The organism is Nocardioides sp. NBC_00850 (assembly GCF_045207335.1).
Classification (GTDB): Bacteria; Actinomycetota; Actinomycetes; order Propionibacteriales; family Nocardioidaceae; genus Nocardioides.
The window spans coordinates 5,747,807-5,771,351 of the sequence record NZ_CP108845.1 but is presented as its reverse complement, the minus strand read 5'-3'; the positions used below and the strand labels follow the sequence as shown (position 1 = coordinate 5,771,351).

At 70.1% G+C, this 23,545-nt stretch carries 24 protein-coding genes and 1 tRNA gene; 19 read left to right on the top strand and 6 right to left on the bottom strand.

From position 1 onward, the window contains the following. Positions 1 to 23: 23 nt before the first annotated feature. Complete coding sequence (locus tag OH802_RS28010; RefSeq protein ID WP_378822149.1) at positions 24 to 467, top strand: MerR family transcriptional regulator; 444 nt, start codon at positions 24 to 26, stop codon at positions 465 to 467. On the opposite strand, the gene OH802_RS28005 is transcribed toward OH802_RS28010, so the two are convergent. After that, positions 424 to 1,434: an aldo/keto reductase gene (locus OH802_RS28005; protein ID WP_406023632.1), complete on the bottom strand. Its 1,011-nt coding sequence runs from the start codon at positions 1,432 to 1,434 to the stop codon at positions 424 to 426. The two genes, OH802_RS28010 and OH802_RS28005, sit on opposite strands and share 44 nt — an antisense overlap. 187 nt (positions 1,435 to 1,621) lie before the next feature. On the opposite strand from OH802_RS28005, the gene mfd reads away from it, so the two are divergent. From mfd to OH802_RS27990, 3 genes are read left to right on the top strand one after another with little or no spacing between them, the layout of a single operon-like run. Next, entirely contained in the window at positions 1,622 to 5,134 is a 3,513-nt protein-coding gene (gene mfd / locus OH802_RS28000; protein WP_406029429.1) for a transcription-repair coupling factor, read from the top strand. Positions 5,135 to 5,173: 39 nt separating this feature from the next. Continuing rightward, complete coding sequence (locus OH802_RS27995) at positions 5,174 to 5,791, top strand: MarR family transcriptional regulator (protein WP_406023631.1); 618 nt, start codon at positions 5,174 to 5,176, stop codon at positions 5,789 to 5,791. Continuing rightward, positions 5,751 to 6,203, top strand: coding sequence for a hypothetical protein (locus tag OH802_RS27990; RefSeq protein WP_406023630.1), 453 nt, complete (start codon positions 5,751 to 5,753; stop codon positions 6,201 to 6,203). The genes OH802_RS27995 and OH802_RS27990 overlap by 41 nt, the downstream gene beginning before the upstream one ends. A gap of 10 nt (positions 6,204 to 6,213) precedes the next feature. Here OH802_RS27990 and OH802_RS27985 read toward each other — a convergent pair whose 3' ends face one another. Beyond that, positions 6,214 to 6,591: a hypothetical protein gene (locus OH802_RS27985; protein WP_406023629.1), complete on the bottom strand. Its 378-nt coding sequence runs from the start codon at positions 6,589 to 6,591 to the stop codon at positions 6,214 to 6,216. A gap of 43 nt (positions 6,592 to 6,634) precedes the next feature. Here OH802_RS27985 and OH802_RS27980 point away from each other — a divergent pair, with 43 nt between their 5' ends. From OH802_RS27980 to OH802_RS27965, 4 genes are all read left to right on the top strand, one after another. Further along, entirely contained in the window at positions 6,635 to 7,687 is a 1,053-nt protein-coding gene (locus OH802_RS27980; RefSeq protein ID WP_406023628.1) for an alpha/beta fold hydrolase, read from the top strand. Between the two features lie 82 nt (positions 7,688 to 7,769). Then, positions 7,770 to 8,165 carry a hypothetical protein gene (locus OH802_RS27975; protein ID WP_406023627.1) on the top strand — a complete coding sequence of 132 codons (396 nt, stop codon included), beginning with the start codon at positions 7,770 to 7,772 and terminating at the stop codon, positions 8,163 to 8,165. 60 nt (positions 8,166 to 8,225) lie between these two features. Then, positions 8,226 to 8,807 (top strand): NUDIX hydrolase family protein, encoded by a 582-nt coding sequence (locus OH802_RS27970; protein WP_355021663.1) that lies wholly within the window; start codon positions 8,226 to 8,228, stop codon positions 8,805 to 8,807. Then, positions 8,804 to 9,232 carry a MazG nucleotide pyrophosphohydrolase domain-containing protein gene (locus OH802_RS27965; protein WP_378822105.1) on the top strand — a complete coding sequence of 143 codons (429 nt, stop codon included), beginning with the start codon at positions 8,804 to 8,806 and terminating at the stop codon, positions 9,230 to 9,232. The genes OH802_RS27970 and OH802_RS27965 overlap by 4 nt, the downstream gene beginning before the upstream one ends. A gap of 46 nt (positions 9,233 to 9,278) precedes the next feature. On the opposite strand, the gene OH802_RS27960 is transcribed toward OH802_RS27965, so the two are convergent. Both OH802_RS27960 and OH802_RS27955 read right to left on the bottom strand, forming a co-directional pair. Further along, positions 9,279 to 10,748: an MFS transporter gene (locus OH802_RS27960; RefSeq protein ID WP_406023626.1), complete on the bottom strand. Its 1,470-nt coding sequence runs from the start codon at positions 10,746 to 10,748 to the stop codon at positions 9,279 to 9,281. Between the two features lie 100 nt (positions 10,749 to 10,848). Further along, positions 10,849 to 11,472, bottom strand: a complete 624-nt coding sequence (locus OH802_RS27955) for a malonic semialdehyde reductase (RefSeq protein WP_406023625.1) — start codon at positions 11,470 to 11,472, stop codon at positions 10,849 to 10,851. Positions 11,473 to 11,565: 93 nt separating this feature from the next. Between OH802_RS27955 and OH802_RS27950 the strand changes: the two genes are divergently transcribed. Continuing rightward, complete coding sequence (locus OH802_RS27950; RefSeq protein WP_350662075.1) at positions 11,566 to 11,919, top strand: helix-turn-helix domain-containing protein; 354 nt, start codon at positions 11,566 to 11,568, stop codon at positions 11,917 to 11,919. Positions 11,920 to 11,982: 63 nt separating this feature from the next. Here OH802_RS27950 and OH802_RS27945 read toward each other — a convergent pair whose 3' ends face one another. Continuing rightward, positions 11,983 to 14,328, bottom strand: coding sequence for an esterase-like activity of phytase family protein (locus OH802_RS27945; RefSeq protein WP_406023624.1), 2,346 nt, complete (start codon positions 14,326 to 14,328; stop codon positions 11,983 to 11,985). Between the two features lie 235 nt (positions 14,329 to 14,563). Between OH802_RS27945 and eno the strand changes: the two genes are divergently transcribed. From eno to OH802_RS27900, 9 genes are all read left to right on the top strand, one after another. Then, entirely contained in the window at positions 14,564 to 15,841 is a 1,278-nt protein-coding gene (gene eno, locus OH802_RS27940; protein ID WP_406023623.1) for a phosphopyruvate hydratase, read from the top strand. A gap of 95 nt (positions 15,842 to 15,936) precedes the next feature. Continuing rightward, complete coding sequence (locus tag OH802_RS27935; protein WP_406023622.1) at positions 15,937 to 16,536, top strand: septum formation initiator family protein; 600 nt, start codon at positions 15,937 to 15,939, stop codon at positions 16,534 to 16,536. Between the two features lie 4 nt (positions 16,537 to 16,540). Beyond that, positions 16,541 to 17,050, top strand: coding sequence for a DUF501 domain-containing protein (locus OH802_RS27930; RefSeq protein ID WP_141803236.1), 510 nt, complete (start codon positions 16,541 to 16,543; stop codon positions 17,048 to 17,050). Then, entirely contained in the window at positions 17,047 to 17,967 is a 921-nt protein-coding gene (locus OH802_RS27925; RefSeq protein WP_406023621.1) for an exopolyphosphatase, read from the top strand. Before OH802_RS27930 ends, OH802_RS27925 begins: the two co-directional genes overlap by 4 nt. Before the next feature lie 118 nt (positions 17,968 to 18,085). Further along, entirely contained in the window at positions 18,086 to 18,748 is a 663-nt protein-coding gene (locus tag OH802_RS27920; protein ID WP_406023620.1) for a hypothetical protein, read from the top strand. 71 nt (positions 18,749 to 18,819) lie between these two features. Then, positions 18,820 to 19,338 (top strand): glycine cleavage system protein R, encoded by a 519-nt coding sequence (locus OH802_RS27915; RefSeq protein WP_406023619.1) that lies wholly within the window; start codon positions 18,820 to 18,822, stop codon positions 19,336 to 19,338. Next, the gene (def, locus tag OH802_RS27910) at positions 19,335 to 19,892 is read left to right on the top strand and encodes a peptide deformylase (RefSeq protein WP_406023618.1); all 558 of its coding nucleotides are present in this window, start codon (positions 19,335 to 19,337) and stop codon (positions 19,890 to 19,892) included. Before OH802_RS27915 ends, def begins: the two co-directional genes overlap by 4 nt. Positions 19,893 to 19,910: 18 nt before the next feature. Continuing rightward, positions 19,911 to 19,985: transfer RNA gene (locus OH802_RS27905), tRNA-Leu, on the top strand. A gap of 125 nt (positions 19,986 to 20,110) precedes the next feature. Then, positions 20,111 to 20,959: a Bax inhibitor-1/YccA family protein gene (locus OH802_RS27900; protein ID WP_406023617.1), complete on the top strand. Its 849-nt coding sequence runs from the start codon at positions 20,111 to 20,113 to the stop codon at positions 20,957 to 20,959. Positions 20,960 to 21,016: 57 nt separating this feature from the next. Here the strand turns inward: OH802_RS27900 and OH802_RS27895 are convergent, their stop codons facing one another. Beyond that, positions 21,017 to 22,039 (bottom strand): SGNH/GDSL hydrolase family protein, encoded by a 1,023-nt coding sequence (locus OH802_RS27895; RefSeq protein ID WP_406023616.1) that lies wholly within the window; start codon positions 22,037 to 22,039, stop codon positions 21,017 to 21,019. Between the two features lie 87 nt (positions 22,040 to 22,126). Here OH802_RS27895 and OH802_RS27890 point away from each other — a divergent pair, with 87 nt between their 5' ends. Next, entirely contained in the window at positions 22,127 to 23,527 is a 1,401-nt protein-coding gene (locus OH802_RS27890; protein ID WP_406023615.1) for a cystathionine beta-synthase, read from the top strand. Positions 23,528 to 23,545 lie beyond the last annotated feature (18 nt).

Here is a 23,545-nt window from a genome sequence, read left to right as displayed (position 1 = left end):
CTCGAACCAGGACACTGGGGTCCATGACGACGCAGGCGCACAGCAACGGGCTCAGCATCGCCGAGGTGGCCGAGCGGACCGGCCTGACCGCGCACACGCTGCGCTACTACGAGCGTGACGGGCTGATGCTCGGCGTCGGCCGCAACGGGTCGGGCCACCGTGCCTACACCGAGGGCGACCTCGGCTGGATCACCCTGATCACCAGACTGCGCTCGACGGGGATGCCGATCCGGGAGATCCGGCGCTACGCCGAGATGGTCCGCGACGGCTCCGGCAACGAGGAGGCGCGCCTCGCCCTGCTGCGCGCACACCGCGACCGGGTGCGCGCGCAGCTGGAGGAGACGGCTGCCCATCTCGACGCCATCGAGTTCAAGGTCTCCTACTACGCCGCGGCGGTCGGCGAGACCGATCCCGACGCCGAGCTCATCGCCCAGCAGCGTCGAGCCGAGCCCTCTGCTCCTCGCTGAGCTCCAGGTCGACCGCCGCCAGGCTCTCGTCGAGTTGGGCGACCGATGAGGCCCCGACCAGCGGGATCACCGGAAGGGCGTCGCCGAGCATCCAGGCCAGCACGACCTGGTTGCGGGTCGCGCCGGTCTCGGCCGCGACCTCGTCGAGCACCGCGAGCCGCGCAGTCGTCCCGGGATGGTCGTAGGCGGGATCGAGCGGCTTCGAAGGATTCGTGTAGGCGCCGGTGAGCAGCGGCGTGTAGGCCACCAGCGTCAGCCCCGGCGTCGCCCGTAGGTAGGCGAGCAGGGATGCGTCGGCCACGCCGATCTCGCCGTCGACCGAGAGCCGTGGGTTGGGGATGTCGGTACGCATCCGCAGATAGGTGTGGTGATACTGCAGCACGCCCGGCCGGGCTTCCTCCGGGTTGACGGCCCGCGCCCGCTCGACCTGCCAGGACCAGTGGTTGCTCAGTCCGAACTGGCCGATGACACCGTCCTTCACGAGGGCGGCGAAGCCCGCGGCGTACTCCTCCAGCGGCACGCCGTTCATGTCCGGCACGTGCGCGTAGTAGAGGTCGAGCCGCTCGACGCCGAGGCGCTCGCGGGAGCGGTCGGCCTGCTCGCGTACGTTCTCCGGTGCCAGCCCTTCCCAGGTGCGGTTGCGCTGGTTCGCCCACCCGTTCTCGACCCGCTCGACGACGTCCGTCGGGCGTGCGCCGACCTTGGTGGAGATGACGAGCTCCTCGCTGATCCCGCGGTCTCGGCGCCACTGCCCGAGCACGGTCTCGCTCTCGCCGCCCTGGGTGCCGTTGGCCCAGTAGGCGTAGTTGTTGGAGGTGTCGACGAAGGTGCCGCCGGCCTCGACGAAGCGGTCGAGGATCGCGTACGACGTCTCGACGTCCGTGTCCGTCCCGAACCGCATCACGCCGAGCGCGAGCTTGCTGACGCGCCGTGACCCGGCGCCTGTTCCGATGGTCGTGTATCTCATGCGATCCACGCTCCGGCCTCGCGTGCGCTCGAAGTCAAACGTCTTTACACACGTCTTCTAGACTGGGTCCAGCACCCCCTGTCTTCCCGGCCGGGGGCTCTCGTGCTTGCCTGTCTTTTTGGAGTCACCCGTGATCCTCGCCCCGCTCGCCGATCTCGTCCTGCGCGATGCTGCCCTGAGCGAGGTGATGGCGGAGGCCAAGGGCGGCCGGATGCTCGCGCTCGACGTCACCGGGCCGGAGGCGCTCCGCCCGTTCGTGGTCACCGGTCTCGTACGCCAGGAGCGCACCGTCCTCGCGGTCACCGCGACCTCTCGCGAGGCCGAGGATCTGGTCAGCGACCTGACCGACCTGCTCCCGCCCGACTCGGTCGCCTACTACCCGAGCTGGGAGACGCTGCCGCACGAGCGACTCTCCCCGCGGTCGGACACCGTCGGACGTCGGCTCGCCGTGCTCCGTCGCCTCCGCCACCCCGACGCTGACGGTGCCCACGGCCCGCTGAAGGTGGTCGTCGCCCCGGTCCGCAGCGTGCTGCAGCCGCAGGTCAAGGGCCTCGGCGACCTGGAGCCGGTCGAGCTGATCACCGGTCAGGAGGCGACCCTCGACGTCGTCGTCCAGAAGCTCGCCGACGCGGCCTACTCCCGCGTCGACCTGGTCGAGAAGCGCGGCGAGTTCGCCGTCCGCGGCGGCATCGTGGACGTGTTCCCGCCGACCGAGGAGCACCCCGTACGCGTGGAGTTCTGGGGCGACGAGGTCGACTCGATCCGTCACTTCGCGGTCGCCGACCAGCGTGCCATCCCTGCCGAGCACGGCGGCGAGACCGAGCGGCTGTGGGCCCCGCCGTGCCGCGAGCTCCTGCTCACCCCGGAGGTCCGGGCGCGCGCCAAGGCGCTCGGCGAGGCCCACCCCACCCTGATCGAGCTCACCGACAAGATCGCCGCCGGGATCGCGGTCGACGGCATGGAGTCGCTGGCGCCCGCGCTCGTCGACGACATGGAGCTGCTGCTCGACCTGATCCCGGAGGACAGCCACGTCCTGCTGCTCGACCCCGAGCGGATCCGCAGCCGCGCCCACGACCTGGTCGCCACCGCCGAGGAGTTCCTTGGCGCCTCCTGGGCCGCCGCGGCCAGCGGGGGAGTCGCCCCGATCGACCTCTCCGCGGCCTCCTACAAGGACTTGGCCGACGTACGCGCGCACGCCATCGCCCTGGGCAAGCCGTGGTGGTCGGTCAGCCCGTTCGGCCTCGACGACCAGGCCGCTGAGACCGACCCCGACGTCGTCGGCGTCGCCACTCGCAAGATCGACTGGCAGCCCGCGAAGGCCTACCGCGGCGACACCGCTGCCGCGCTGACCGACATCGAGAGCTGGCGCGACGACTCCTATCGCGTGGTCGTGGTCCAGCCCGCGCACGGCACGGCGCAGCGTACGGTCGAAGCCCTGGGCGAGCGCGACGTCCCTGCCCGCCTGGCAGAGGGTGACGAAGAGAGCGCCAAGCCTGTCCACAAGACGGTCACCGTCGTCCACGCCCGGCTCAACCACGGCTTCATCGACGAGGGCAACCAGCTCGTGGTGCTCACCGGTGAGGACATCTCCGGGCAGAAGTCGTCCACGCGCGACATGGTCAAGATGCCCGCGCGGCGCAAGAAGCAGATCGACCCGCTCGAGCTCAAGCCAGGCGACTACGTCGTCCACGAGCAGCACGGCGTCGGCCAGTTCATCGAGATGAAGCAGCGCGAGGTGCAGGGCGCGACCCGCGAATACCTCGTCCTGGAGTACGGCGCCTCCAAGCGCGGCGGACCGGCCGACCGGCTCTACGTCCCGGCCGACGCCCTCGACGAGGTCACCAGGTACGTCGGCGGCGAGCAGCCCAGCCTCGACCGGCTCGGCGGCGCCGACTGGCAGAAGCGCAAGGCCCGCGCGCGCAAGGCGGTACGCGAGATCGCCGCCGAGCTGATCAAGCTCTACGCCGCGCGGCAGGCGACCAAGGGCTTCCAGTTCGGCCCCGACAACCCCTGGCAGCGCGAGCTCGAGGACGCCTTCCCGTTCCAGGAGACCGCCGACCAGCTCGCCGTCATCGACGAGGTCAAGCAGGACATGATGCGGCCGGTGCCGATGGACCGGCTGGTCTGCGGTGACGTCGGCTACGGCAAGACCGAGATCGCGGTGCGGGCGGCGTTCAAGGCGGTCCAGGACGGCAAGCAGGTCGCCGTGCTGGTGCCGACGACGCTGCTGGTTTCCCAGCATCTGTCGACCTTCATGGAGCGGATGTCGGGCTTCCCGGTCAACGTACGCGGGCTGTCCCGGTTCCAGACCGACAAGGAGGCCGCCGAGGTCATGGCCGGCCTCGCCGACGGCACCATCGACATCGTCGTCGGCACCCACCGCCTGTTCAACAAGGACATCCGGTTCAAGGACCTCGGCATGATCGTCGTCGACGAGGAGCAGCGCTTCGGAGTCGAGCACAAGGAGGCGATGAAGCGCCTGCGCACCTCGGTCGACTTCCTGTCCATGTCGGCCACGCCTATCCCGCGCACCCTGGAGATGTCGATCACCGGCATCCGGGAGATGTCCACGATCACCACGCCGCCCGAGGAGCGACACCCGGTCCTGACGTACGTCGGGGCCTACGAGGACCGCCAGATCGTTGCCGCGGTGCGGCGCGAGCTGCTCCGCGAGGGACAGGTCTTCTACATCCACAACCGGGTCAACTCGATCGAGAAGGCGGCCGCGCGGATCCGCGAGCTGGTGCCCGAGGCGCGGGTCGCGGTCGCCCACGGCCAGATGAACGAGAAGCAGCTCGAGCAGGTGATGGTCGACTTCTGGGAGAAGGAGTTCGACGTGCTGGTGTGCACCACGCTGGTCGAGTCGGGCCTCGACGTCTCCAACGCCAACACGATGATCATCGAGCGCGCCGACACCTTGGGGTTGTCGCAGCTCCACCAGCTCCGCGGACGTGTCGGCCGTTCGCGTGAGCGCGCCTACGCCTACTTCCTCTACCCCGGCGAGAAGCCGCTCACCGAGACCGCCCACGAGCGCCTGGCCACCCTGGCGCAACACTCCGACCTCGGCGGCGGCATGGCGATCGCGATGAAGGACCTCGAGATCCGCGGCGCCGGCAACCTGCTCGGTGGCGAGCAGTCCGGCCACATCGCCGACGTCGGCTTCGACCTCTACGTGCGGCTGGTCGGTGAGGCCGTGGCCGAGTTCAAGGCCGGCCCGGACGGCGCCGCCGAAGAGCTCAACGAGGTACGCATCGAGCTCCCCGTCGACGCCCACCTGCCCCACGACTACATCCCCTCGGAGCGGCTGCGGCTCGAGATCTACAAGCGCCTGGCCGAGGTCCGCTCCGACGAGGACGTCGAGTCGGTCGCCGCCGAGCTCCTCGACCGCTACGGCAAGCCGCCCGCGGAGGTCTCCTCGCTGCTCCAGGTCGCCCGCTTCCGCGCCCGCGCCCGCCAGGCCGGCGTCTCCGAGGTCACCCTGGCCGGCAAGAACGTACGCTTCCACCCGGTGTCGCTGCCCGACTCCCGCGTCGTCCGGCTGAACCGGATGTACCCGAAGTCCCTGGTCAAGCCGCAGCTGGACACCATCATGGTCCCGCGCCCGGTCTCCTCCGGCTTCCCCGCCAAGCCCCTCGACGGCCCGGATCTCCTCGACTGGGCCAGGGTCGTCATCGACGCGATCGTCGACCCGCTCACCTGAGGGTTCCATATCCACAAAATGGAGGTTATTATCCATTTTGTGAGAAATCAGGCTCCGGTGCTCGCGCCTCTGTTCCGGTCGGAGGCGCAGGCGCTGCTGCTCTCGGAACTGTTGCTGCCGGCCGAGGAGATGAGCATGACCGACCTCGCCGAGCGGGCCGGGCTGCCCTATCCGACGGTCCATCGCGAGGTCGCGCGGCTGCTCGAGGCGGGTCTGCTCGTCGACCGCCGAGTCGGAAGGACGCGGCTCATCAGGGGAAACGAGCAGAGCCCGCTGCTGGCGCCGACGCGAGAGATCCTGCTGACGGTCACCGGTCCGGTCGTGCTGCTCCGGGAGGCCCTCGAGGACCTCGACGGGATCGAGCGGGCCTTCCTCTTCGGCTCGTTCGCGGCCAGGGCGAAGGGCGAGCCGGGGCCGCCGCCGAACGACATCGATCTGATGGTGATCGGCAGTCCCGACGCACGGGCGGTCTACCGCGTCTGCCGGGAGGTCTCCGACAGCGTCGGACGCATCGTGAACCCGACGATCATGAGCCCGGAGGAGGCCGAGGAGCAGACCGGGTTCCTCGAGGAGGTCCGGGCCAGCCCGGTGATCGAGATCTATGGAGGAGGACCGGATGCCCCTGCCGCTGACCCCGGCGCAGCAGAAGGCGGTTGACGCGCTCGTACGCTCCGGCGCCCTGCGCGCCGTGAGACCCGATGAGAAGAAGGCCCGTGCCTTCCTGGCCGGCGCGGAGTCGGCCCTCGCTGACGTACCCAACGTCACCCGGACCGAGAACCGCTACAACCTCGCCTACAAGGCCGCCCACGACGTCGGCGAGGCCGTCCTTGCCGGCTACGGCTACAAGACGACGTACGGCGCCGGTGGCCATGTGAAGGTCGGCAGGTTCCTCGCCGCCATCTTCGACACCCCGCCGCCGCGCGACGCGGCCGCCCACTACGACGTGATGCGCCTGGACCGCAACGCCAACAACTATCTCGGCAAGCCGGTCACGCACGCCGCCGCCGACGCGGCCGCGGAGGCCGCGCAGACGCTGTACGACGCCGCCGTGGCGCGGCTCGACACCTGAGTCAGCCGACTCAGGTTCGAGCGCCGGCCGCGCGGCGCAGCGCCGCCAGGGTCGTGTCGGGGCCCGCGTTGAAGGCGAAGCGTGCCCCGGGCGCGAGCTCGTGGACCAGGTTCACGATCGCCTCGAAGAGCTCGGTGTGGGCAGGGACGGCCCGGACACCGCCGCCGATCATGACGATGTCCCAGGTCTTCTGTCCGAGCGCCTCGCGCACCTGCGCGACGGCGTCGTCGACACCGGTGCCGATCTCGCAGGAGAGCGCGTCGTAGCCGGCATCGGCGACCTCGGCGTTGCCGACGGCGATCCGCTCCTTCAACGTAGCGAGGTCGATCGGTGCGTCGGAGAGGTCGACTGCCTCGGGCGCCAGCCCGATGAGGAGGACTCGGTTCATGACAACGACGCTACTCACCCCTCCCACGCGCAAGAATGGCCGCGTGACCGGCGAGCCAGAGGTGCGCTACGCGCAGACCAGCGACGACATCGCGATCGCCTACCAGGCCGTCGGGAGCGGGCCCGTGATGATCTGGATGCCCTCGCTCAGCAACATCCGGGCGCAGTGGCGGGTGCCCGCGCTGCGGATGGCCTACGAACGGCTCAGTCAGGACCTGACGCTCGTGCTCTACGACGGCCGCGGCACCGGCTCCTCGGACCGACGCGCCGGCGACCTCGGCCTCGACGCACACCTGCGCGACCTGGAGGCGGTCATCGAGGCGGTCGGGGCAGACCGGGTCAACCTGCTCGGCTACTACCACGCGGTCGCGGCCGCGGTGGCGTACGCAGCGACCAACCCGCAACGCGTCGACCGGATGCTCCTGTTCGGAGGGGCGGCGCGGATGCGCGAGGCGATGGGCCCCGCGCAGACACAGGCGCTGCTGTCGCTGGTCGAGCAGGACTGGGACCTCTTCGCCGACGCCGCCGCGACCGCCTGGCTGGGATGGGGGTCGGGTGAGAACGCCGGCCGGGTCGCCGAGGCGTTCCGCACCGCAGCGACGCCCGCGGTCGCCCGCGACTGGTTCGCGGAGGCCGCCCGGATGGACGTCAGCGACCTCCTCGACCAGGTGGTGGCGCCGACGCTCGTGCTGCACCGGCAGGCAGCCAGCCAGATCCCGGTCGAGGTGTCCCGGCGCCTGGCCGACGGCGTACGCAACGGAACGCTGGTCGAGCTCGAGGGCAGCACCCCGACGCTGTTCGTCGAGGGCGGAGCCCGCGACCTCGCCATGGTGAGCCGCTGGTTCCTGACCGGCGAGGTGCACCGCGGGTCCGCGACCGGCTCGGGACCGGCCACGACGGGGCCGACGGCACTGACCACGCGCGAGCGCGAGGTGCTGCGGCTGATCGCCACGGGACGTACGAACGCCTCGATCGCCCGAGATCTCGGCATCGCCGAGCACACCGTCGAGCGCCACGCCGCCAACCTCTACCGCAAGCTCGGCGTACGCAGCCGCGCCGAGGCCACCGCCTGGGCGATCCGCAACGGCGCGGCCTGAGGAAGCACTGACGGGAACCCGTCAGCCCGGCTGCCCACTGTCCGGGAAGCGGCGACCCCGCGACCCTGGGCACAGTGGGAGCATGACGACGACGATCACTCCCAGCAACGACTCCTGGCGGATGGCGAAGGCGACCGCCCCGATGATGCGGAGGATGGCCGGGCGCCGCCTCTTTCCGCTCTGGGCCGTGGTGCACCACCGCGGCCGCAAGACCGGACGCGACCTGAGCCTCCCGGTCGCCCTGCTGCACACCGAGGACGAGTTCGTGATCACGCTCCCGTGGGGTGCCGGCACCAACTGGGTCCGCAACGTGCTGGCCGCCGGCGAGTGCACGATCACCTGGAAAGGCCGCGACCACGCCGCCACCCAGCCGCGGATCCTCGACCGCGACGAGGCGCGTCCCTACTACGACGGCTTCTCCTGGTGGATGGTCGAGAAGGCGTTCAAGGCCGACAGCTTCCTGGCCCTGCGTCGGTGAGAGTCCACACTGCGGCGCCGTTGCTCCGTGACGTACGCCTGTGTCTGGCAGGATCGACGCATGACGATGGAGGCTTTCGGCGAGCAGTCCTTCCCTGAGGAGCCCTTCGGCAACGAGTGGGACACCGAGCCCGGGTGGCTCTCCGAGGAGGAGCTGGGCGAGACCCGCGGGCGCGTGCCCATCCTCTACGTGGAGGCGGTCCCGGTGCGTGTCGACCCCGACGGCCGGGTCACCGAGGTCGGACTGCTGCTGCGCGGCTCACCCACGACCGGGACGATCACCCGGTCGCTGGTCTCCGGCCGGGTGCTGCACGGTGAGCGGATCCGCGACGCGCTGATGCGCAACCTGGAGAAGGACCTCGGCCCGGTCGCCTTCCCGACCCTGCCGCTGACCACGGTGCCGGTGACCGTCGCCGAATACTTCCCGTGGCCCGGCGAGCGCTACCAGGACGCGCGCCAGCATGCGGTCTCGCTGGTCTACGTGATCCCCGTGACCGGCGAGTGCGAGCCGCGCCAGGACGCCCTGGAGCTGTCCTGGATGACACCGGCCGAGGCCGCCTCCGACGAGGTCGTCGGCGACATGGAGGGCGGTCGCGGCGTGCTGCTGCGGCAGTGCCTGAGCGCGTTCGGGGCGCTGGATTGAGCCCAGCCGACGACGAGGGCAGGACGTACGCATCGGGGGAGGGGCTCGTCGAGTTCCTCGACCTGATGCGGCTGATGCGTGAACGGTGCGTGTGGAAGTCGTCGCAGACCCACGCGTCGTTGGCGCAGTACCTGCGCGAGGAGTCCGACGAGGTACTCGAGGCCATCGACGAGGCCGACCCCGAGCACCTCAAGGAGGAGCTCGGCGACCTCCTGCTCCAGGTCTACTTCCACGCCGCCATCGCGGAGGAGGCCGGCGAGTTCACCATGGACGATGTCATCGCCGGCCTCACCGCCAAGATGAAGCGCCGGAACCCCCACGTCTTCGGCCCCGAGGCCGCCTCCGGCCGCCGCTACACCCTCGAAGAGGTCGAGAAGCTCTGGTCGGCCGCCAAGGCCGCCGAACGCGCCCACCCCGCCGAATAGGCACATACGTCGGCCGAAACGGCACATACGTCGGCCGAGACGTCAGTTACGTCGGCCGACACGGCACCTCACTGCCGTCTCGGCCGACGGGAGCGACGCCTCGGTTCGCGTACGTGACTTCTCGGCCGGCGGGGGCGACCTTTCGCGGAGCCAGGGGGATGAGCATGGCCGCTAGGGCCGCGCCCAGGGCGACGACGGTGAGGAAGCCGAAGCCGTTGACGTACCCCTGCTCGGTCGGGTAGCCCGACGGCAGGGTGTGGGCGGTGACCAGGGAGGTCATGACCGCGGTACCGATGGTGCCGCCGACGGTGCGGATGTTGGCGTTCATCCCGGTGGCCACGCCGGTGTGCTCCGGTGGCACTGCGGCCACAACGGCGTTGGCGAGGTTGGCGAAGACCAGGCCGGTGCCGAAGCCGGAGAGCCCGGCGGCGACGCACATCTGCCACGGCTCGTCGTGGACGAAGGCGACCATGGCCAGGGAGACCGCGGTGAGCAGTCCGCCGATGACCAGGATGCGGCGCATCCCGATGAGCTCGGCGAGCCGGGCGCTGACCAGACCGCACAGGAACGAGGTGATGGCCGTCGGGAGCATCAGGTAGCCGGCGACGGTGACCGACGCGCCGAACCCGTAGCCGGCCGACGGCGGGGTCTGGGTCAGCTGCGGGATGAAGCCGAAGGAGGCGTACATCGCGATGCCGATCAGCAGCGCGACCAGGTTGGCGGTCCATACGCCGCGGCGGCCCATCAGGCGCAGGTCGACCAATGGCTGTCGTACGGTCCACTCGACCCGGATCCAGGTGGCCAGGAGCACGACGGCGGCACCGAGCAGACCGATGGTGGCGGGCGAGGTCCAGCCCCACGACGGTGCCCGGCTGACACCGAGGAGGAGCGCGACCAGCCACCCGGCGAGGAGTACGGCGGGGAGCAGCGGGATCGGCTCGCGGGTGAGCACCGGGGACTCGGGCACCAGCCACAGCGCGGCGATCGCGGCGCCGGCCGCGACCAGGGCGGGCAGCACGAACAGCGCCCGGAAGCCGAGCGTCTCGGCGACCGGACCTGCCAGCACGATCCCGGCCGCGAAGCCCATCGAGAGCAGGGACGAGGTCACCGCGATCGCACCGGCGACGCGCTCCTTGGGCAGTTCGTCACGCAGGATCGCGAAGGCGAGCGGCAGGGTGCCGCCACCCAGCCCCTGCAGTATCCGCGCCCCGATCATGACCTCGATGCTGGGCGCCGCGGCGGCGAGAAGGGCGCCGGCGGTGAGGGCGGCCAGGCTCCACACGTACATCCGGCGCTTGCCGAACGAGTCGCCCATCCTGCCGATGATCGGGGTCGCGACCGAGGCCGAGAGCAGGAACGCGGTCAGGATCCAGGACGCGGTCGCCTGGTCGGTCTCCAGCTCGGTCTGGATCAGCGGCATCGTCGGTACGGAGACCGACTGCAGCAGGGAGTAGGAGCAGACGCCGATGGCGACGATGGCGAAGGTGAGGCGGGGGCTGGTGTGAGTCACGGACATCGAGGCAAAGTTTAGCTTGGCTAACTGTATTCTGGCGAAAGTTAAAGGCGCTCGCCTGCCGTGACGGCAAGCGAGCGCCTCGAACGAACAGTTCAGCTGGTCAGGCCCACTTCACCGCGGCCTCGGTCTCCACGCGGGGGAGCCGGTCGAACCACGGGTTCTCGCCCGGGTGGCCGATGTTGACGATCATCTTGGTGGTCCAGTCACCCTCGGGGAAGAACTCCTTGTCGACGCCCGCGGTGTCGTAGCCCGCGATCGGGCCGGCGGCGAGACCGGCGGCGCGGACGGCGAGGATGAGGGCACCGGCCTGCAGGCCCGCGGACCAGCCGCCGGCACCGTGGCGGGCGGTCTCGTCGGCCTCGAAGTAGTCCTTCATCTCCGGGCGGATCGGGAAGACGTTGGGGATCTCCTCGTGCCAGTTGTTGTCGTAGGCGACGATCGCGGTCGCCGGCGCAGCCTTCGTCTTCTCGAGGTTGCCCTCGGCGATGTGCGGGAGGAGGCGCTCCTTGCCCTCTCCCGTGCGCACGAACACGACGCGCAGCGGCTGGGTGTTGGCCATCGTCGGAGTCCAGCGGGTGAGCTCCCAGACGTCGGCGAGCTCGTCGTCGGTGACAGGGGTGTCGGCGAAGGTGTTGGACGTGCGCGCACCGGTGAAGACGATCTGGCGGCCGCGGTCGTCCAGCTTCTCGAGCGTATTGGTCTCGAGGGCAGTGGTCTCGGTCATGTTGCTCTGAACTCCGTGGTTACTAGGGATATTCCGGTTACTTCGAAAATAGTAGTACCTCGGGATTCAGGCAAGTCCTGTACGCTGGGATGCATGCCCGCGACGAAGCCCGCACACGATCCGCAGGTGTGCAATGCAGCGCTGGTGCGGGCCTTCGACTTCCTCGGCAAGCGCTGGAACGGCGTGATCCTCGGCAGCCTGACCCAGGGCCCGCTCGGCTTCGCCGAACTCAAGCGAGCGGTGGCCGGCATCAGCGACTCGATGCTCTCCGAGCGGCTCAGTGAGCTGGCCGGCCTGGGCCTGCTCGCCCGTGAGGTCGACCCCGGCCCGCCGGTGGCTGTTCGCTACGCGCTCACCGGATCCGGTGCCGCGCTCGCGCCGACCCTCGGCGCGCTCACCGAGTGGGCCGGCACGCATCTTCCGGCCGACCGCTGCTCCGAAGACTGACCCAGTCCAAGAATCACGCCGGCCCGCCACCGAAACGGTGACGGGCCGGCGTGATGCTGATCCTCAGCGCTTGGATACCCGACCGAGGTCGAGGAAGACCGTCTCTCCGGTGGCGTCATCGAGGCCGTCGTTGTCGGTGACCGCGTAGGCGCGACCGTCGGCGCCGATGGTGAAGCCCTCGAGCTTCTCCTGGGTCCATCCGTGGCCGGCCTGCAGCGCAGGCAGCAGGTCGTACGCAAGGCGCTTGCGCAGCGGGGTCACTGGGCTGAGCCCGATGACGCCTCGGCGGGGCACCTCGATCGTGTAGACCCGCTTGATCGCGGCGGTGGTGCCGTTCTGCTTGTCGCGCTCGATGATCGCGAGGGTGTCGTCGTCGACGGCGGTGATCTCGGACAACCCGAGCCAGTCACCGGCCACCGAGGTCGACTCCAGGCCGTAGCCGAACCACTCCCACTCACCCGTCGCCGGGGTGTAGCGACCGATCCGGGCGGTGCCCGCGCCGTCCACGCCTGGCTTCTTCGCGGTCGAGTCGGCCCACAGCGGGCGCTGGAGCGCGACGTACACCTTCTCCGAGCGGCGCTTCCCGGTCACCGTGACGCCCTCGAGGCCCCACTTGCCGACCTTCTCGGCGATCTCTGTGGGCAGCGGCACCGTCTCGGCGATCCGGCCGTCGCGGTCGAGGCGGAGCAGCGCGTTCCTGGCACCGGTCGCACCCTCGTTGGCCACCCAGAAGCCACCGCCACGACGGGCGGCCAGGCCCTCGATGTCGAGCCCCTCGGCCACCTCGCCCGAGGAGTCGGTGACTTCGAGGACGTCGCGGATCACGGCGGGGGAGCGGTTCACCGAGAGGGTGTAGATCCGGCCGGTGGCGTAGGCCGCGTCGCTGGCGGCGTAGAGCTTGCCGGGCTCGCCGGGCACCTTCGAGAGCGCCCCGAGTGCACCCCAGCCGATCGGCTTGCCGTTCCGGGAGGCCGACTCGACGGTGGGGAACGAAGACGACCTCCGGCCGAACCCGTAGAGCGAGACCGACGCCCGCACCAGGTCCTCGGCCGAGTCCTCCTCCGAGGAGATCGCCAGCAGGTTGCGCGACGGGATCGGCAGCAGCCCCTCGGGCCCGTTGGTCGCGGGCAGCGCCTGCGTGAACCTCGGGGCCGAAGGCGTACGCATGTCGTAGACGGCCACGAAGTTGCTGCGCTCGGAGCCCACGAAGGCGTACGGGACGCCGCCGAAGTTCTCGAAGGCCAGCCCCTCGGGCTCCGCGCCCTTCTTGGCGGCGCGGTCGTTGTTGTGCAGGCCGTACTTCGTGGCTAGGTCCTCGAAGGTGGATCCGGCGTCCCAGACCACCTCGCCGGTCGCGGCGCGGAAGACGGTCCAGCCGCGGGTGCCGCCCTTCCAGTCGCCCTCGTTGGCGGTGGCGACCAGGCCCTTGCCGACCCACTGGATCGAGTCGGGCTCGCGCGGTGCGTCGATGGTGTCGACCGGGTCGAACAGCCCGTCCTTGCTCGCGTCCACACCGGAGACGACCGCGTTCCCGGCGCTCCACACCGTCTCGACGGTCGCGGACGGAAGGTCGATGATCGCGACGCCGTTGTTCTCCTGCAGCGTGAGCGCGAGCTGGTTGTCGGCGTTGATGTCGACGTACTCCGGCTCGGCGTCCTCCGGAGTGTCCAGCCCCTTCAACAGCGAGGCGAGCAGCGCCACGTCGGTGATCCGCCACTCGGCCGGCCCACCGTCGAGGCCGACGATCTTGACCGATCCGGCCGGCGCCTGGGGCAGGTCACCCTCCTCGCCGCCGGCAGGGGTGGCGGCTTCGTTGCGCTGGTTCTCCATCGCGATCGCTGCGTACGTCCCGTCGGGGCTGACCGCGATCGAGTCGGGCTGACCGCCCAGGTCGTACGAGGCCACCTCCTCGTGCGGAGCGGCCAGCGAGATCACGTCGATCCGCCCGGCACGGGTGCCGACGGCAGGCTCCTCGTCCTCCCACTCGGTGTCCTCGAGGCCGGGGTAGGTCGACTCGTCGACGACGACGAGCGCGTGGTCGCCCACGATCGAGACGGACGTCGGCGAGCCGCCCTTCGCGCCGGCGACGTCGTGGCTGCCGATGCCCTTCGGTGAGGAGGGGTCGGTGATGTCCAGGAAGCCGATGCGGCCGCCGGCCGCGTCGGTGTAGGCCAGTGTCCTGCCGTCCTCGGAGACGGCCGAGATCTCGGCGACGGTCGGGTCGGCCGGGTCGACCCCGGCGGGCACGTTCTGGAAGACCGGATAGGTCGCGAGCCTGCTGAACTCGCGGTGCCGGCCCGGATCGGCGGTGGCGGTGCCACCGAGGACGGTCATCAGCGAGACGCCCAGGCCCCCGATGGCCAGGACGCCGACCCCGGCGAGTGCGAGGCGGTTCTTGCGGAGAAGCATGTGAGGGTTCCTCTCGGGGAATTGTTGCCGGAGGAACGATCCGGGCGGCACCGCACCCTGAGGCATCGACGTGGCGACGAGGTGCCGACCTCGACGTGAACACCAGGTGGGCGTGGGTCGGAGTGGCCCTACCGACCGGTTAACGTTCCAATCGCCAGGCTCACCCGGCCGGGTAATAGGCTGACGGACGACACCTCCGCCTTTATCAATCCAGTCCTGACCCAGGAGTAGTTCAGTGGCATCGATCGACGCCGTAGGCGCCCGCGAGATCCTCGATTCGCGAGGCAACCCGACTGTCGAAGTTGAGGTCGTCCTCGACGACGGCACCTTCGCCCGCGCCCAGGTCCCCAGTGGTGCCTCGACCGGAGCCTTCGAGGCCGTCGAGCTGCGCGACGGTGGCGAGCGCTACGGCGGCAAGGGTGTGCAGAACGCCGTGACCGCCGTCGTGGAGACCCTCGCACCCGCGATCGAGGGCTTCGACGCCGACGACCAGCGCGCCATCGACCAGGCGATGATCGAGGCCGACGCGACCCCCAACAAGGCCAAGGCCGGCGCCAACGCGATCCTCGGCGTCTCGCTCGCGGTCGCCAAGGCCGCCGCCGACTCGGCGGGTCTCTCCCTGTTCCGCTACGTCGGTGGTCCCAACGCCCACGTGCTCCCGGTCCCGATGCTCAACATCCTCAACGGTGGCTCGCACGCGGACTCCAACGTGGACATCCAGGAGTTCATGATCGCGCCGATCGGCGCGCCGACCTTCGCCGAGGCGCTGCGCATCGGCGCCGAGGTCTACCACGCGCTCAAGTCCGTGCTGAAGGAGAAGGGCCTGGCCACCGGCCTCGGTGACGAGGGTGGCTTCGCGCCCAACCTCGAGTCCAACCGCGCCGCCCTCGACCTGATCGCCGAGGCGATCGGCAAGGCCGGCTACGAGCTCGGCAAGGACGTCGTCCTCGCGCTCGACGTGGCCGCCTCGGAGTTCTACGAGGACGGGGCGTACCTCTTCGAGGGCGCGAAGAAGACCGCCGAGGAGATGACCGCCTACTACGCGGAGCTCGTCGCGGCCTACCCGATCGTCTCCATCGAGGACCCCCTCGACGAGGAGGACTGGGACGGCTGGAAGGCGATCACCGACGCCATCGGCTCCAAGACCCAGCTCGTCGGCGACGACCTGTTCGTCACCAACGTCGAGCGCCTCGCCCGCGGCATCGAGGGCGGTCAGGGCAACGCGCTGCTGGTCAAGGTCAACCAGATCGGCACGCTCACCGAGACCCTCGACGCCGTCGACATGGCTCACCGCGCCGGCTTCAAGACGATGATGTCCCACCGCTCCGGCGAGACCGAGGACACCACCATCGCCGACCTCGCCGTCGCCGTCGGCTCCGGCCAGATCAAGACCGGCGCCCCGGCCCGCTCCGAGCGCGTGGCGAAGTACAACCAGCTCCTCCGCATCGAGGACGAGCTCGGCGAGGCCGCCCGCTACGCCGGCGCCTCCGCCTTCCCGCGCTACCAGGCGTAGGTAGTTCCGTACGCCGCGGCGGCCCGTGTCCTCAGGACACGGGCCGCCGCGCGTCTGCCGCCAGGAGGTAGGTCGTGGATGGGAGGATGAGCGACGTGGCAACGCAGGGACCCGGTCAGAGCAAGCGCGTACGCGGTCCTCGGGCCCCGCAGGGGCCGGGGCGACGGCCGCGCGCCCCCATCCCGGCCCGCCCGGCGTCGATCGGCGGCATCGGCGGCATCGATGCGCTGCGAAAGCGGCTGCGCCGGCCCAAGCTCACCGGCCGGGCGATGATGATCATCGTCGTGGCCGCCGTGATGGTGATCTCCTATGCCTCCTCGCTGCGCGCCTACATCCAGCAGCGCCATGACATCAACGCCCTCCAGACCGAGATCGCCGAGCGCAAGGAACACATCAAGCGGCTCGAGGAGCAGACCCGTCGCTGGGAGGACCCCGCCTACGTTCAGCAGCAGGCCCGGGAGCGGTTCGGGTTCGTGATGCCGGGCGAGACGGCGTACGTCGCCCTCGACGAGAACGGCGAGCGCATCCAGACCGAGCCGGAGCTCACCGACCCCGGCAAGGTGGGCAGTGCGGAGCAGCCGAAGGCTTGGTGGGACGATGCGTGGGGTTCCGTGCTGCTGGCCGGTGACCCGCCGGAGCAGACAGGAGACGGGCCGGAGTCGGAGATCGACCCGCCCAAGCAGAAGAAAGACTGAAGACATGGCGATCGATCCCAAGGACGTGTCCGCGATCACGGCACAGCTGGGACGCGAGCCACGGGGGATCCACGAGGTCGGGCACCGCTGCCCGTGCTCGCTGCCCGATGTGGTGACCACCGAGCCGCGGCTGCCCAACGGCACCCCGTTCCCGACGACCTTCTACCTCACGTGCCCGCGGGCCGCCTCGAAGATCGGCACCCTCGAGGGCACCCACGTGATGAAGGACATGGAGGCGCGGCTGGCGTCCGACGAGGAGCTCGCCGCCGCCTATGCCAAGGCCCACGAGGCCTATCTCGAGGCTCGCTACGAGCTCGGCGACCCGCCCGAGATCCACGGCATCTCCGCAGGTGGGATGCCCAACCGGGTCAAGTGCCTGCACGTCCTCGCCGGCCAGGCCTTGGCCCAGGGCCCCGGCGTCAACCCGCTCGGCGACGAGGTGCTCGAGCGCCTCGGCGAGTGGTGGAAGTCCGGTCCCTGCGTGGACCTGGAGCTGGAGGACGAGGAGCAGTGACGAGGGTCGCTGCCATCGACTGCGGCACCAACACCATCAAGCTCCTGATCGCGACGGTCACCGCCGACGGCCTCAACGAGGACGTACGCGAGGCCCGCATGGTCCGCCTCGGACAGGGTGTCGACCGCACCGGCGTGTTCGCGGAGGAGGCCCTGCAGCGCGCCTTCGGGGCCATCGACGAGTACGCGACGCTGATCCGCGAGCACGGTGTCGAGAAGGTGCGCTTCGTGGCCACCTCGGCCACCCGGGACGCCGGCAACGCGGCGACCTTCATCGACGGCGTACGTGCTCGGCTCGGGGTCACGCCGGAGGTCGTCACCGGGGCGGAGGAGGCGGCGCTCTCCTTCGGCGGCGCGGTCCGCAACCTGCGCGGCACCCCGGAACCGCCCGTGCTGGTGATCGACATCGGCGGCGGGTCCACCGAGCTGATCCTCGGTGATGGCCCGACACTGGGCGTCGGCGCGGCGGACAGCATGGACATCGGCTCGGTGCGTCTGCATGAGCGTCACCTGCGCTCCGACCCGCCCACGCGGGAGGAGATCGAGGCCTGCGTACGCGACATCGACGCCCACCTCGACGACTGCCCCGTCGACCCGGCCACGGCCAACACCGTGGTCGCCGTCGGCGGCACCATGATCCAGCTGGCCATGGGCCTGCTCGAGCTGGCTGCGTACGACCGCACCGCCACCGATCACGCCGAGGTCGCGCCCGACGACGTCTACCGGCTCGTCGACCGCCTGCTGGCGATGACCGTCGAGGATCGCCTGGCGCTGCCCTGGATGCACCCCGGCCGGGCCGACGTGATCGCCGCCGGTGGAGTGATCCTCAGCCGGATCCTGAGGCGCTCGCGGGTCGAGTCTCTTCTGGTCTCCGAGTCCGACATCCTCGACGGAATCGCCTGGTCCGTTAGAGACTAGGCATGTCGGGGGACTTGATCTGTTTTTATGGCATCTTGGTGTTTGACGCCTAGGTCTAAGTTTACCGGCGAATATCCCATCAAACAGAACCAAATGCTGTCTCTCGGAAGGTCAAGAAGTGAAAAAGCTCATCCTGCTTGCCATCGCTGCCGTTGGTGTCGGCGTGCTGGTCAAGAACAAGTCTGAGCAGCTGAAGGCCGGCGCGAACAAGGTCACCCATGACCCGCGCGTCCAGTCGGCCCTCGCGACCGCCTCGGAGAAGGCGGCGCCCATCAAGGAGAAGGCTGCTCCCTATGCCGAGGCCGCCAAGGCCAAGGCCGGTCCCTACGCCGCCACGGTGAAGGAGAAGGCCGGTCCCTACGCGGAGCAGGCCAAGGAGAAGGTCACGGCCGCGGCCGAGGTCGCCTCCGAGAAGCTGCACCGCAACGGCTCCACCCCGACGTCCACCCCGGCGGCCGCTCCGGAGGCCCCGGAGTCGACCACCGGCTCGTCCTCGAGCAGCGAGTACGGCGGCTACCCGCCGGCTCCGCCGGTTCCGCCGGCGCCGTCTGCCCCGCAGGCCGGGGTCACCGGTGACCCGCTCACCGACCCGATCGCCCCGGCCGACCCGTACGCCACCGAGGTTCCGCCGCCCCCGCCGGCCGACCCCGACAAGGCGTCCTACGACGACCTGGGCGGTGGCGACACCGCGGTCAAGCCCACCTCGGAGGGCACGCCCGAGTTCGCTCCCGAGCCGGTCGACTCTCCCGAGGAGGAGAAGGACAAGTGGTTCCGCGGCTGAGCTGCGGCTAGAGAAGTCCATCTGAGTCACCCGCGGTCCGCCATCGGCGGGCCGCGGGTGACAATGGTTTGGTGACCATCCACGCCATCACCGTCCTGGGACACGACCGCCCGGGGATCATCGCCGACACCACCGCCCGCCTGGCCGGACTCGGACTCAACCTCGAGGACTCGACGATGACCCGGCTCCGCGGACACTTCGCGATGACGCTGCTCTGCGCGGGCGAGGCGACCACGGAGGCCATCCAGGCCGATCTCGAGCCGATCGCGGCCGAGGGCACCCTCACGGTCACGGTCTACGAGCTCCCCGAGGAGCAGGCGCCGGCCGGCGCCGGCCAGCTCTTCGTGCTCTCCGTCCACGGTGGCGACCGCCCGGGCATCGTCTCCACGGTGACCGCCGAGATCGCCGCCGTCGGCGGCAACATCACCGATCTGACCACCCGTCTCTCCGGGGATCTCTATGTCGTCGTCGCCGAGCTCGAGCTGCCGGCGGACGTCGACGTCTCCGTGCTCGAGGCGTCGATCAAGCGGGTCACCCAGGAGCTCGGCGTCGACGCCACCCTGCGGCCGATCGAGGCCGACGACCTGTGAGCGTGAACGAACGGGTCGTGGCCTGGACCGAGGCCGAGCTGGGTGTCGAGGGCAAGGTCCTCGAGGTCGTACGCGCTCCCGCGCAGGTCCTCTCCGTGCCCGGCAAGGACGTCGACCCCACCGCCCCCGAGACCGTCCAGCTCGCCGCCGACCTGATCGCCACCATGCGGGTCTCGCCAGGCTGCGTCGGCCTGGCCGCCGACCAGGTCGGAGTCTCGGCCCGGGTCTTCTGCGTCGACGTCTCGACCCACGTCAAGACCAAGACCCACCACGGGACGTACGTCCTGTGCAACGCGGAGGTCATCGGGGCCAGCCGCAACGAGAAGGCGCGCGAGGGCTGCATGTCCGTCCCCGATCTGACCGGTGACGTGAAGCGGGCCTCCCGGCTGACCGTACGCGGCCAGCTCCCGGTCACCGGCGAGACCGTCGAGATCGTCACCGACGCCTTCGAGGCCCGCTGCCTGCAGCACGAGATCGACCACACCAACGGCCTGCTCTTCATCGACCGCGTCGCCGGCGCCCACGCGCTGCACCAGCGCCAGACGTACTTATGACGCTAAGGTCGGCCGCGCGCCCCGGTATCCCAATCGGTCAGAGGACGGCGTCTTAAAAACGCTTCAGTGTGGGTTCGAGTCCCACCCGGGGCACTCTGCGATCCCCGGAACATCAGGGTTGTCCCGGACGTTGAGTGAGACACAGGGCCGGTACGCTGGCCGCAGGAGCCGCCACCGTGGCGGCGACTTTCCAGTCGCTTTCGAGGAGTGACCCCCAGATGCAGAGCAACAACCCGGTGTTCCGTAGGGCAGAGGGCTTCGGGCAGCCGTCGCAGAACGCCTACGGCAACGCGACCTACGGTGGCAACGGGGCTTCGTACGCCGGATACGGGCAGGACCCGAGCCAGTGGTCGACCGGCGGCCCCGAGGCTCCCACCACGGGCGCCCCCATGACGATCGACTCGGTGGTGCAGAAGGGTGCGATCACGCTCGGCGTGGTCTTCCTGGCCGCCATCGCGACGTGGATCATGACCCCCGACATCAGCTCCAACGCCAACCTCGCGCCGCTCTACCTGGCCGCGACCCTCGGTGCCGGTGCCGCGTTCATCCTGTCGCTGGTCAACTCGTTCAAGCGCGTGGTCAGCCCGGCGCTGGTCCTGGCCTTCGCTCTCGCCGAGGGCATCGCGCTGGGCGCGCTGAGCAAGACCTTCGACGCCATGTTCGGGGGCGGCATCGTCGTCCAGGCCGTGATCGGCACCTTCGCCGCGTTCGCGGGCACCTTGGCTGCGTACAAGTTCTTCAACATCAAGGTCGGCAACAAGTTCCGCACCTTCGTGATCGCCGCGATGTTCGGCATGGTGGGCCTGAGCCTGATGGAGCTCGTGCTCGGCATGTTCGGCGCCAGCTTCGGCCTCTTCGGCTTCGGCACGCTCGGCATGATCACCGCCATCGCCGGCCTCGCGCTCGGTGTGTTCATGCTGATCCTCGACTTCGACCAGATCGAGTACGGCATCCGTGCCCAGCTCCCTGAGCGTGAGTCGTGGCGCGCCGTCTTCGGTCTGACCGTCAGCCTCGTCTGGATCTACACCAACCTGCTCCGCCTGCTGGCGATCTTCCAGCAGGACTGATCAGTCCAACAAATAAACCGCCCCGCTCCTTTCCGGAGCGGGGCGGTTTGTTTGTCGTCAGCGCTGGGCGTGGTGGCGCTCGGCGACCGGGGGAGTCTCGTCGGGGCGCTCGCCCCGGCGAGGCTCGCGCTGCTCGTTCTCGAAGGAACGTGCACGGGCCCAGTTGCGGCCGAAGCGGCCACGGGGGCGCGGGGCCGGGTCGATCTCGGTTCCTGGCCGGATGACGGCGCGGAGCGAGGCTGCCGCCAGCGGCATCACCTGCTTGCCGTTGTAGGTCTCCAGGATGGCGTTCTCGTCGCCGACGAGGCCGAGCACAGAGAGCGTCGGCGGCACCAGCACCTCGCCGAGGGCGTGGTAGCCGGCGGCGGAGGGGTGGAACTGGTCGGCGCCGAACCAGAACGCCGGGGTGGCCTTGAAGGCCGGACCGAGGACGTCGCCCAGCGACACCGTGTGGCCACCGGCGCGGATGACGTGGAAGATCTGCCCGGCGGCGATACGGATCGACCAGGCCCGCATGATCGACCGCAGCGGCGGCAGGATCGGGGTGGCGGTGCTGAGGTCGGGGACGGTGCCGACGAGCACCGTCACCCCGGCCTCCTGGAGCCGGATGACGGCCTGGGCTAGGTGGCTCACGGCGACCCGAGGGCGCACCCGGCGGATCACGTCGTTGGAGCCGACCAAGATGACCGCGATGTCGGCGTCGGCGGCGATCGCCTTCTCGACCTGCGGGTGCAGGTCGGAGGACTTGGCGCCGATCTCGGAGAGGTCGTGCAGGCGCACCGGCCGGTGTGCCTTCTCGGAGACGCCGGAGGCGAGGACGGCGCCGGGCGTGTCCTCGACCTCGGTCATCCCATAGCCTGCGGCGCTCGAGTCGCCGAGCAGCGCGATGCTGATCGGTCGCCCCGGTTGCCGTGCTCCGTACCACCCGGTCGGGGAGGGTGCCACCGGCATCTTGACCTGATGCGTCGCTCTGACGGCAAGCGCCGCTTCCGCGACGAGGACCCCGGCGAACGCGGCCGTCGCGGCCAGAACACCCCCGCCGGCGTACGCGGTCTTGCGTGCCAGACTCTTCTTCGCCACGGGGACCACTCTAAAGTCTTCGGCGCATTACCGGGCACTCAGTATCGGGATATAGGGGATCTCACCTAGTGGACATACGCTGTCGGCATGGAGTACGTGGACTCGCTTCTCGACCTTATTGGCAACACTCCGCTCGTGCGGCTGGAGCGTGCGTTGGACGGCGCCGGCGCCTCCGCACCCGGCCAAGGACCGCTGGTTCTGGCCAAGGTGGAATACCTCAACCCGGGCGGTTCGGTGAAGGACCGCATCGCCACCCGGATGATCGAGGCGGCCGAGGCGTCCGGTGAGCTGAAGCCGGGCGGGACGATCGTCGAGCCCACCTCCGGCAACACCGGTGTCGGCCTGGCGATGGTGGCCCAGCAGAAGGGCTACAAGTGCATCTTCGTCTGCCCCGACAAGGTCAGCGAGGACAAGCGCAACGTGCTGAAGGCCTACGGTGCCGAGGTCGTCGTCGCGCCCACGGCCGTGCCGCCGGAGCACCCCGACTCCTACTACAACGTCAGTGACCGGCTCGCCTCGCAGCCCGGGGCCTGGAAGCCGAACCAGTACGCCAACCCCAACAACCCGCGCTCCCACTACGAGGAGACCGGTCCCGAGATCTGGCGCCAGACCGAGGGGAAGATCACCCACTTCGTCGCCGGTGTCGGCACCGGCGGCACGATCTCCGGGATCGGCCGCTACCTCAAGGAGCAGAACCCCGACGTCCAGGTGATCGGTGCCGACCCCGCCGGGAGCGTCTACTCCGGCGGCAGCGGGCGGCCCTACCTGGTCGAGGGTGTCGGCGAGGACTTCTGGCCGGAGACGTACGACCGCGATGTCGCCGACCGGATCATCGAGGTCTCCGACGCCGACTCCTTCGCCTACACCCGCAGGCTCGCCCGCGAGGAGCAGATGCTCGTCGGCGGCAGCGCCGGCATGGCTGCGTACGCCGCCAAGCAGCTCGCCGCGGAGCTGGCCGGCACGCCGGAGGGCGAGAACGCCGTGATCGTCGTGCTGCTGCCCGACTCCGGACGCGGCTACCTGACCAAGGTGTTCAACGACGAGTGGCTGGCGCAGTACGGCTTCGCGACCGGCGAGGCCGGCAAGCAGACCGTCGGCGACGTGCTGCGCGGCAAGTCCGGCCGGCTGCCCGACCTGGTCCACACCCACCCCGGCGAGACGATCGCCGAGGCGGTGCACATCCTGCAGGAGTACGGCGTCTCGCAGATGCCCGTCGTCCGCGCCGAGCCGCCGATCGTGGCCGCCGAGGTCGCGGGCTCGGTCTCGGAGCGGACCCTGCTGGAGGCGCTGTTCACCGGCAAGGCCAAGCTCACCGACTCCGTCGAGGAGCACATGTCCCCGCCGCTGCCCTCGATCGGCTCCGGCGCCGACGCCCACGACGCCGCCCACACCCTGGGCTCCTCCGACGCGCTGCTGGTGCACGAGGACGGCAAGCCCGTCGGCGTCCTCACCCGCCAGGACCTGCTCTTCTTCCTCACCAGCTCCTGAGTCCGCGGATACCCTCCC

What these genes read in the sequence shown, in the direction of transcription:
- OH802_RS27990 (WP_406023630.1), top strand. Translation starts at nt 5,751, where the DNA reads ATGCCCCTGCCGCTGACCCCGGCGCAGCAGAAGGCGGTTGACGCGCTC.
- OH802_RS27985 (WP_406023629.1), bottom strand. Translation starts at nt 6,591, where the DNA reads ATGAACCGAGTCCTCCTCATCGGGCTGGCGCCCGAGGCAGTCGACCTC.
- OH802_RS27955 (WP_406023625.1), bottom strand. Translation starts at nt 11,472, where the DNA reads ATGACCGAGACCACTGCCCTCGAGACCAATACGCTCGAGAAGCTGGAC.
- OH802_RS27970 (WP_355021663.1), top strand. Translation starts at nt 8,226, where the DNA reads ATGACGATGGAGGCTTTCGGCGAGCAGTCCTTCCCTGAGGAGCCCTTC.
- mfd (WP_406029429.1), top strand. Translation starts at nt 1,622, where the DNA reads ATGGCGGAGGCCAAGGGCGGCCGGATGCTCGCGCTCGACGTCACCGGG.
- OH802_RS27975 (WP_406023627.1), top strand. Translation starts at nt 7,770, where the DNA reads ATGACGACGACGATCACTCCCAGCAACGACTCCTGGCGGATGGCGAAG.
- OH802_RS27950 (WP_350662075.1), top strand. Translation starts at nt 11,566, where the DNA reads ATGCCCGCGACGAAGCCCGCACACGATCCGCAGGTGTGCAATGCAGCG.
- OH802_RS27960 (WP_406023626.1), bottom strand. Translation starts at nt 10,748, where the DNA reads ATGTCCGTGACTCACACCAGCCCCCGCCTCACCTTCGCCATCGTCGCC.
- OH802_RS28010 (WP_378822149.1), top strand. Translation starts at nt 24, where the DNA reads ATGACGACGCAGGCGCACAGCAACGGGCTCAGCATCGCCGAGGTGGCC.
- OH802_RS27930 (WP_141803236.1), top strand. Translation starts at nt 16,541, where the DNA reads ATGGCGATCGATCCCAAGGACGTGTCCGCGATCACGGCACAGCTGGGA.
- OH802_RS27945 (WP_406023624.1), bottom strand. Translation starts at nt 14,328, where the DNA reads ATGCTTCTCCGCAAGAACCGCCTCGCACTCGCCGGGGTCGGCGTCCTG.
- OH802_RS27900 (WP_406023617.1), top strand. Translation starts at nt 20,111, where the DNA reads ATGCAGAGCAACAACCCGGTGTTCCGTAGGGCAGAGGGCTTCGGGCAG.
- OH802_RS28005 (WP_406023632.1), bottom strand. Translation starts at nt 1,434, where the DNA reads ATGAGATACACGACCATCGGAACAGGCGCCGGGTCACGGCGCGTCAGC.
- OH802_RS27890 (WP_406023615.1), top strand. Translation starts at nt 22,127, where the DNA reads ATGGAGTACGTGGACTCGCTTCTCGACCTTATTGGCAACACTCCGCTC.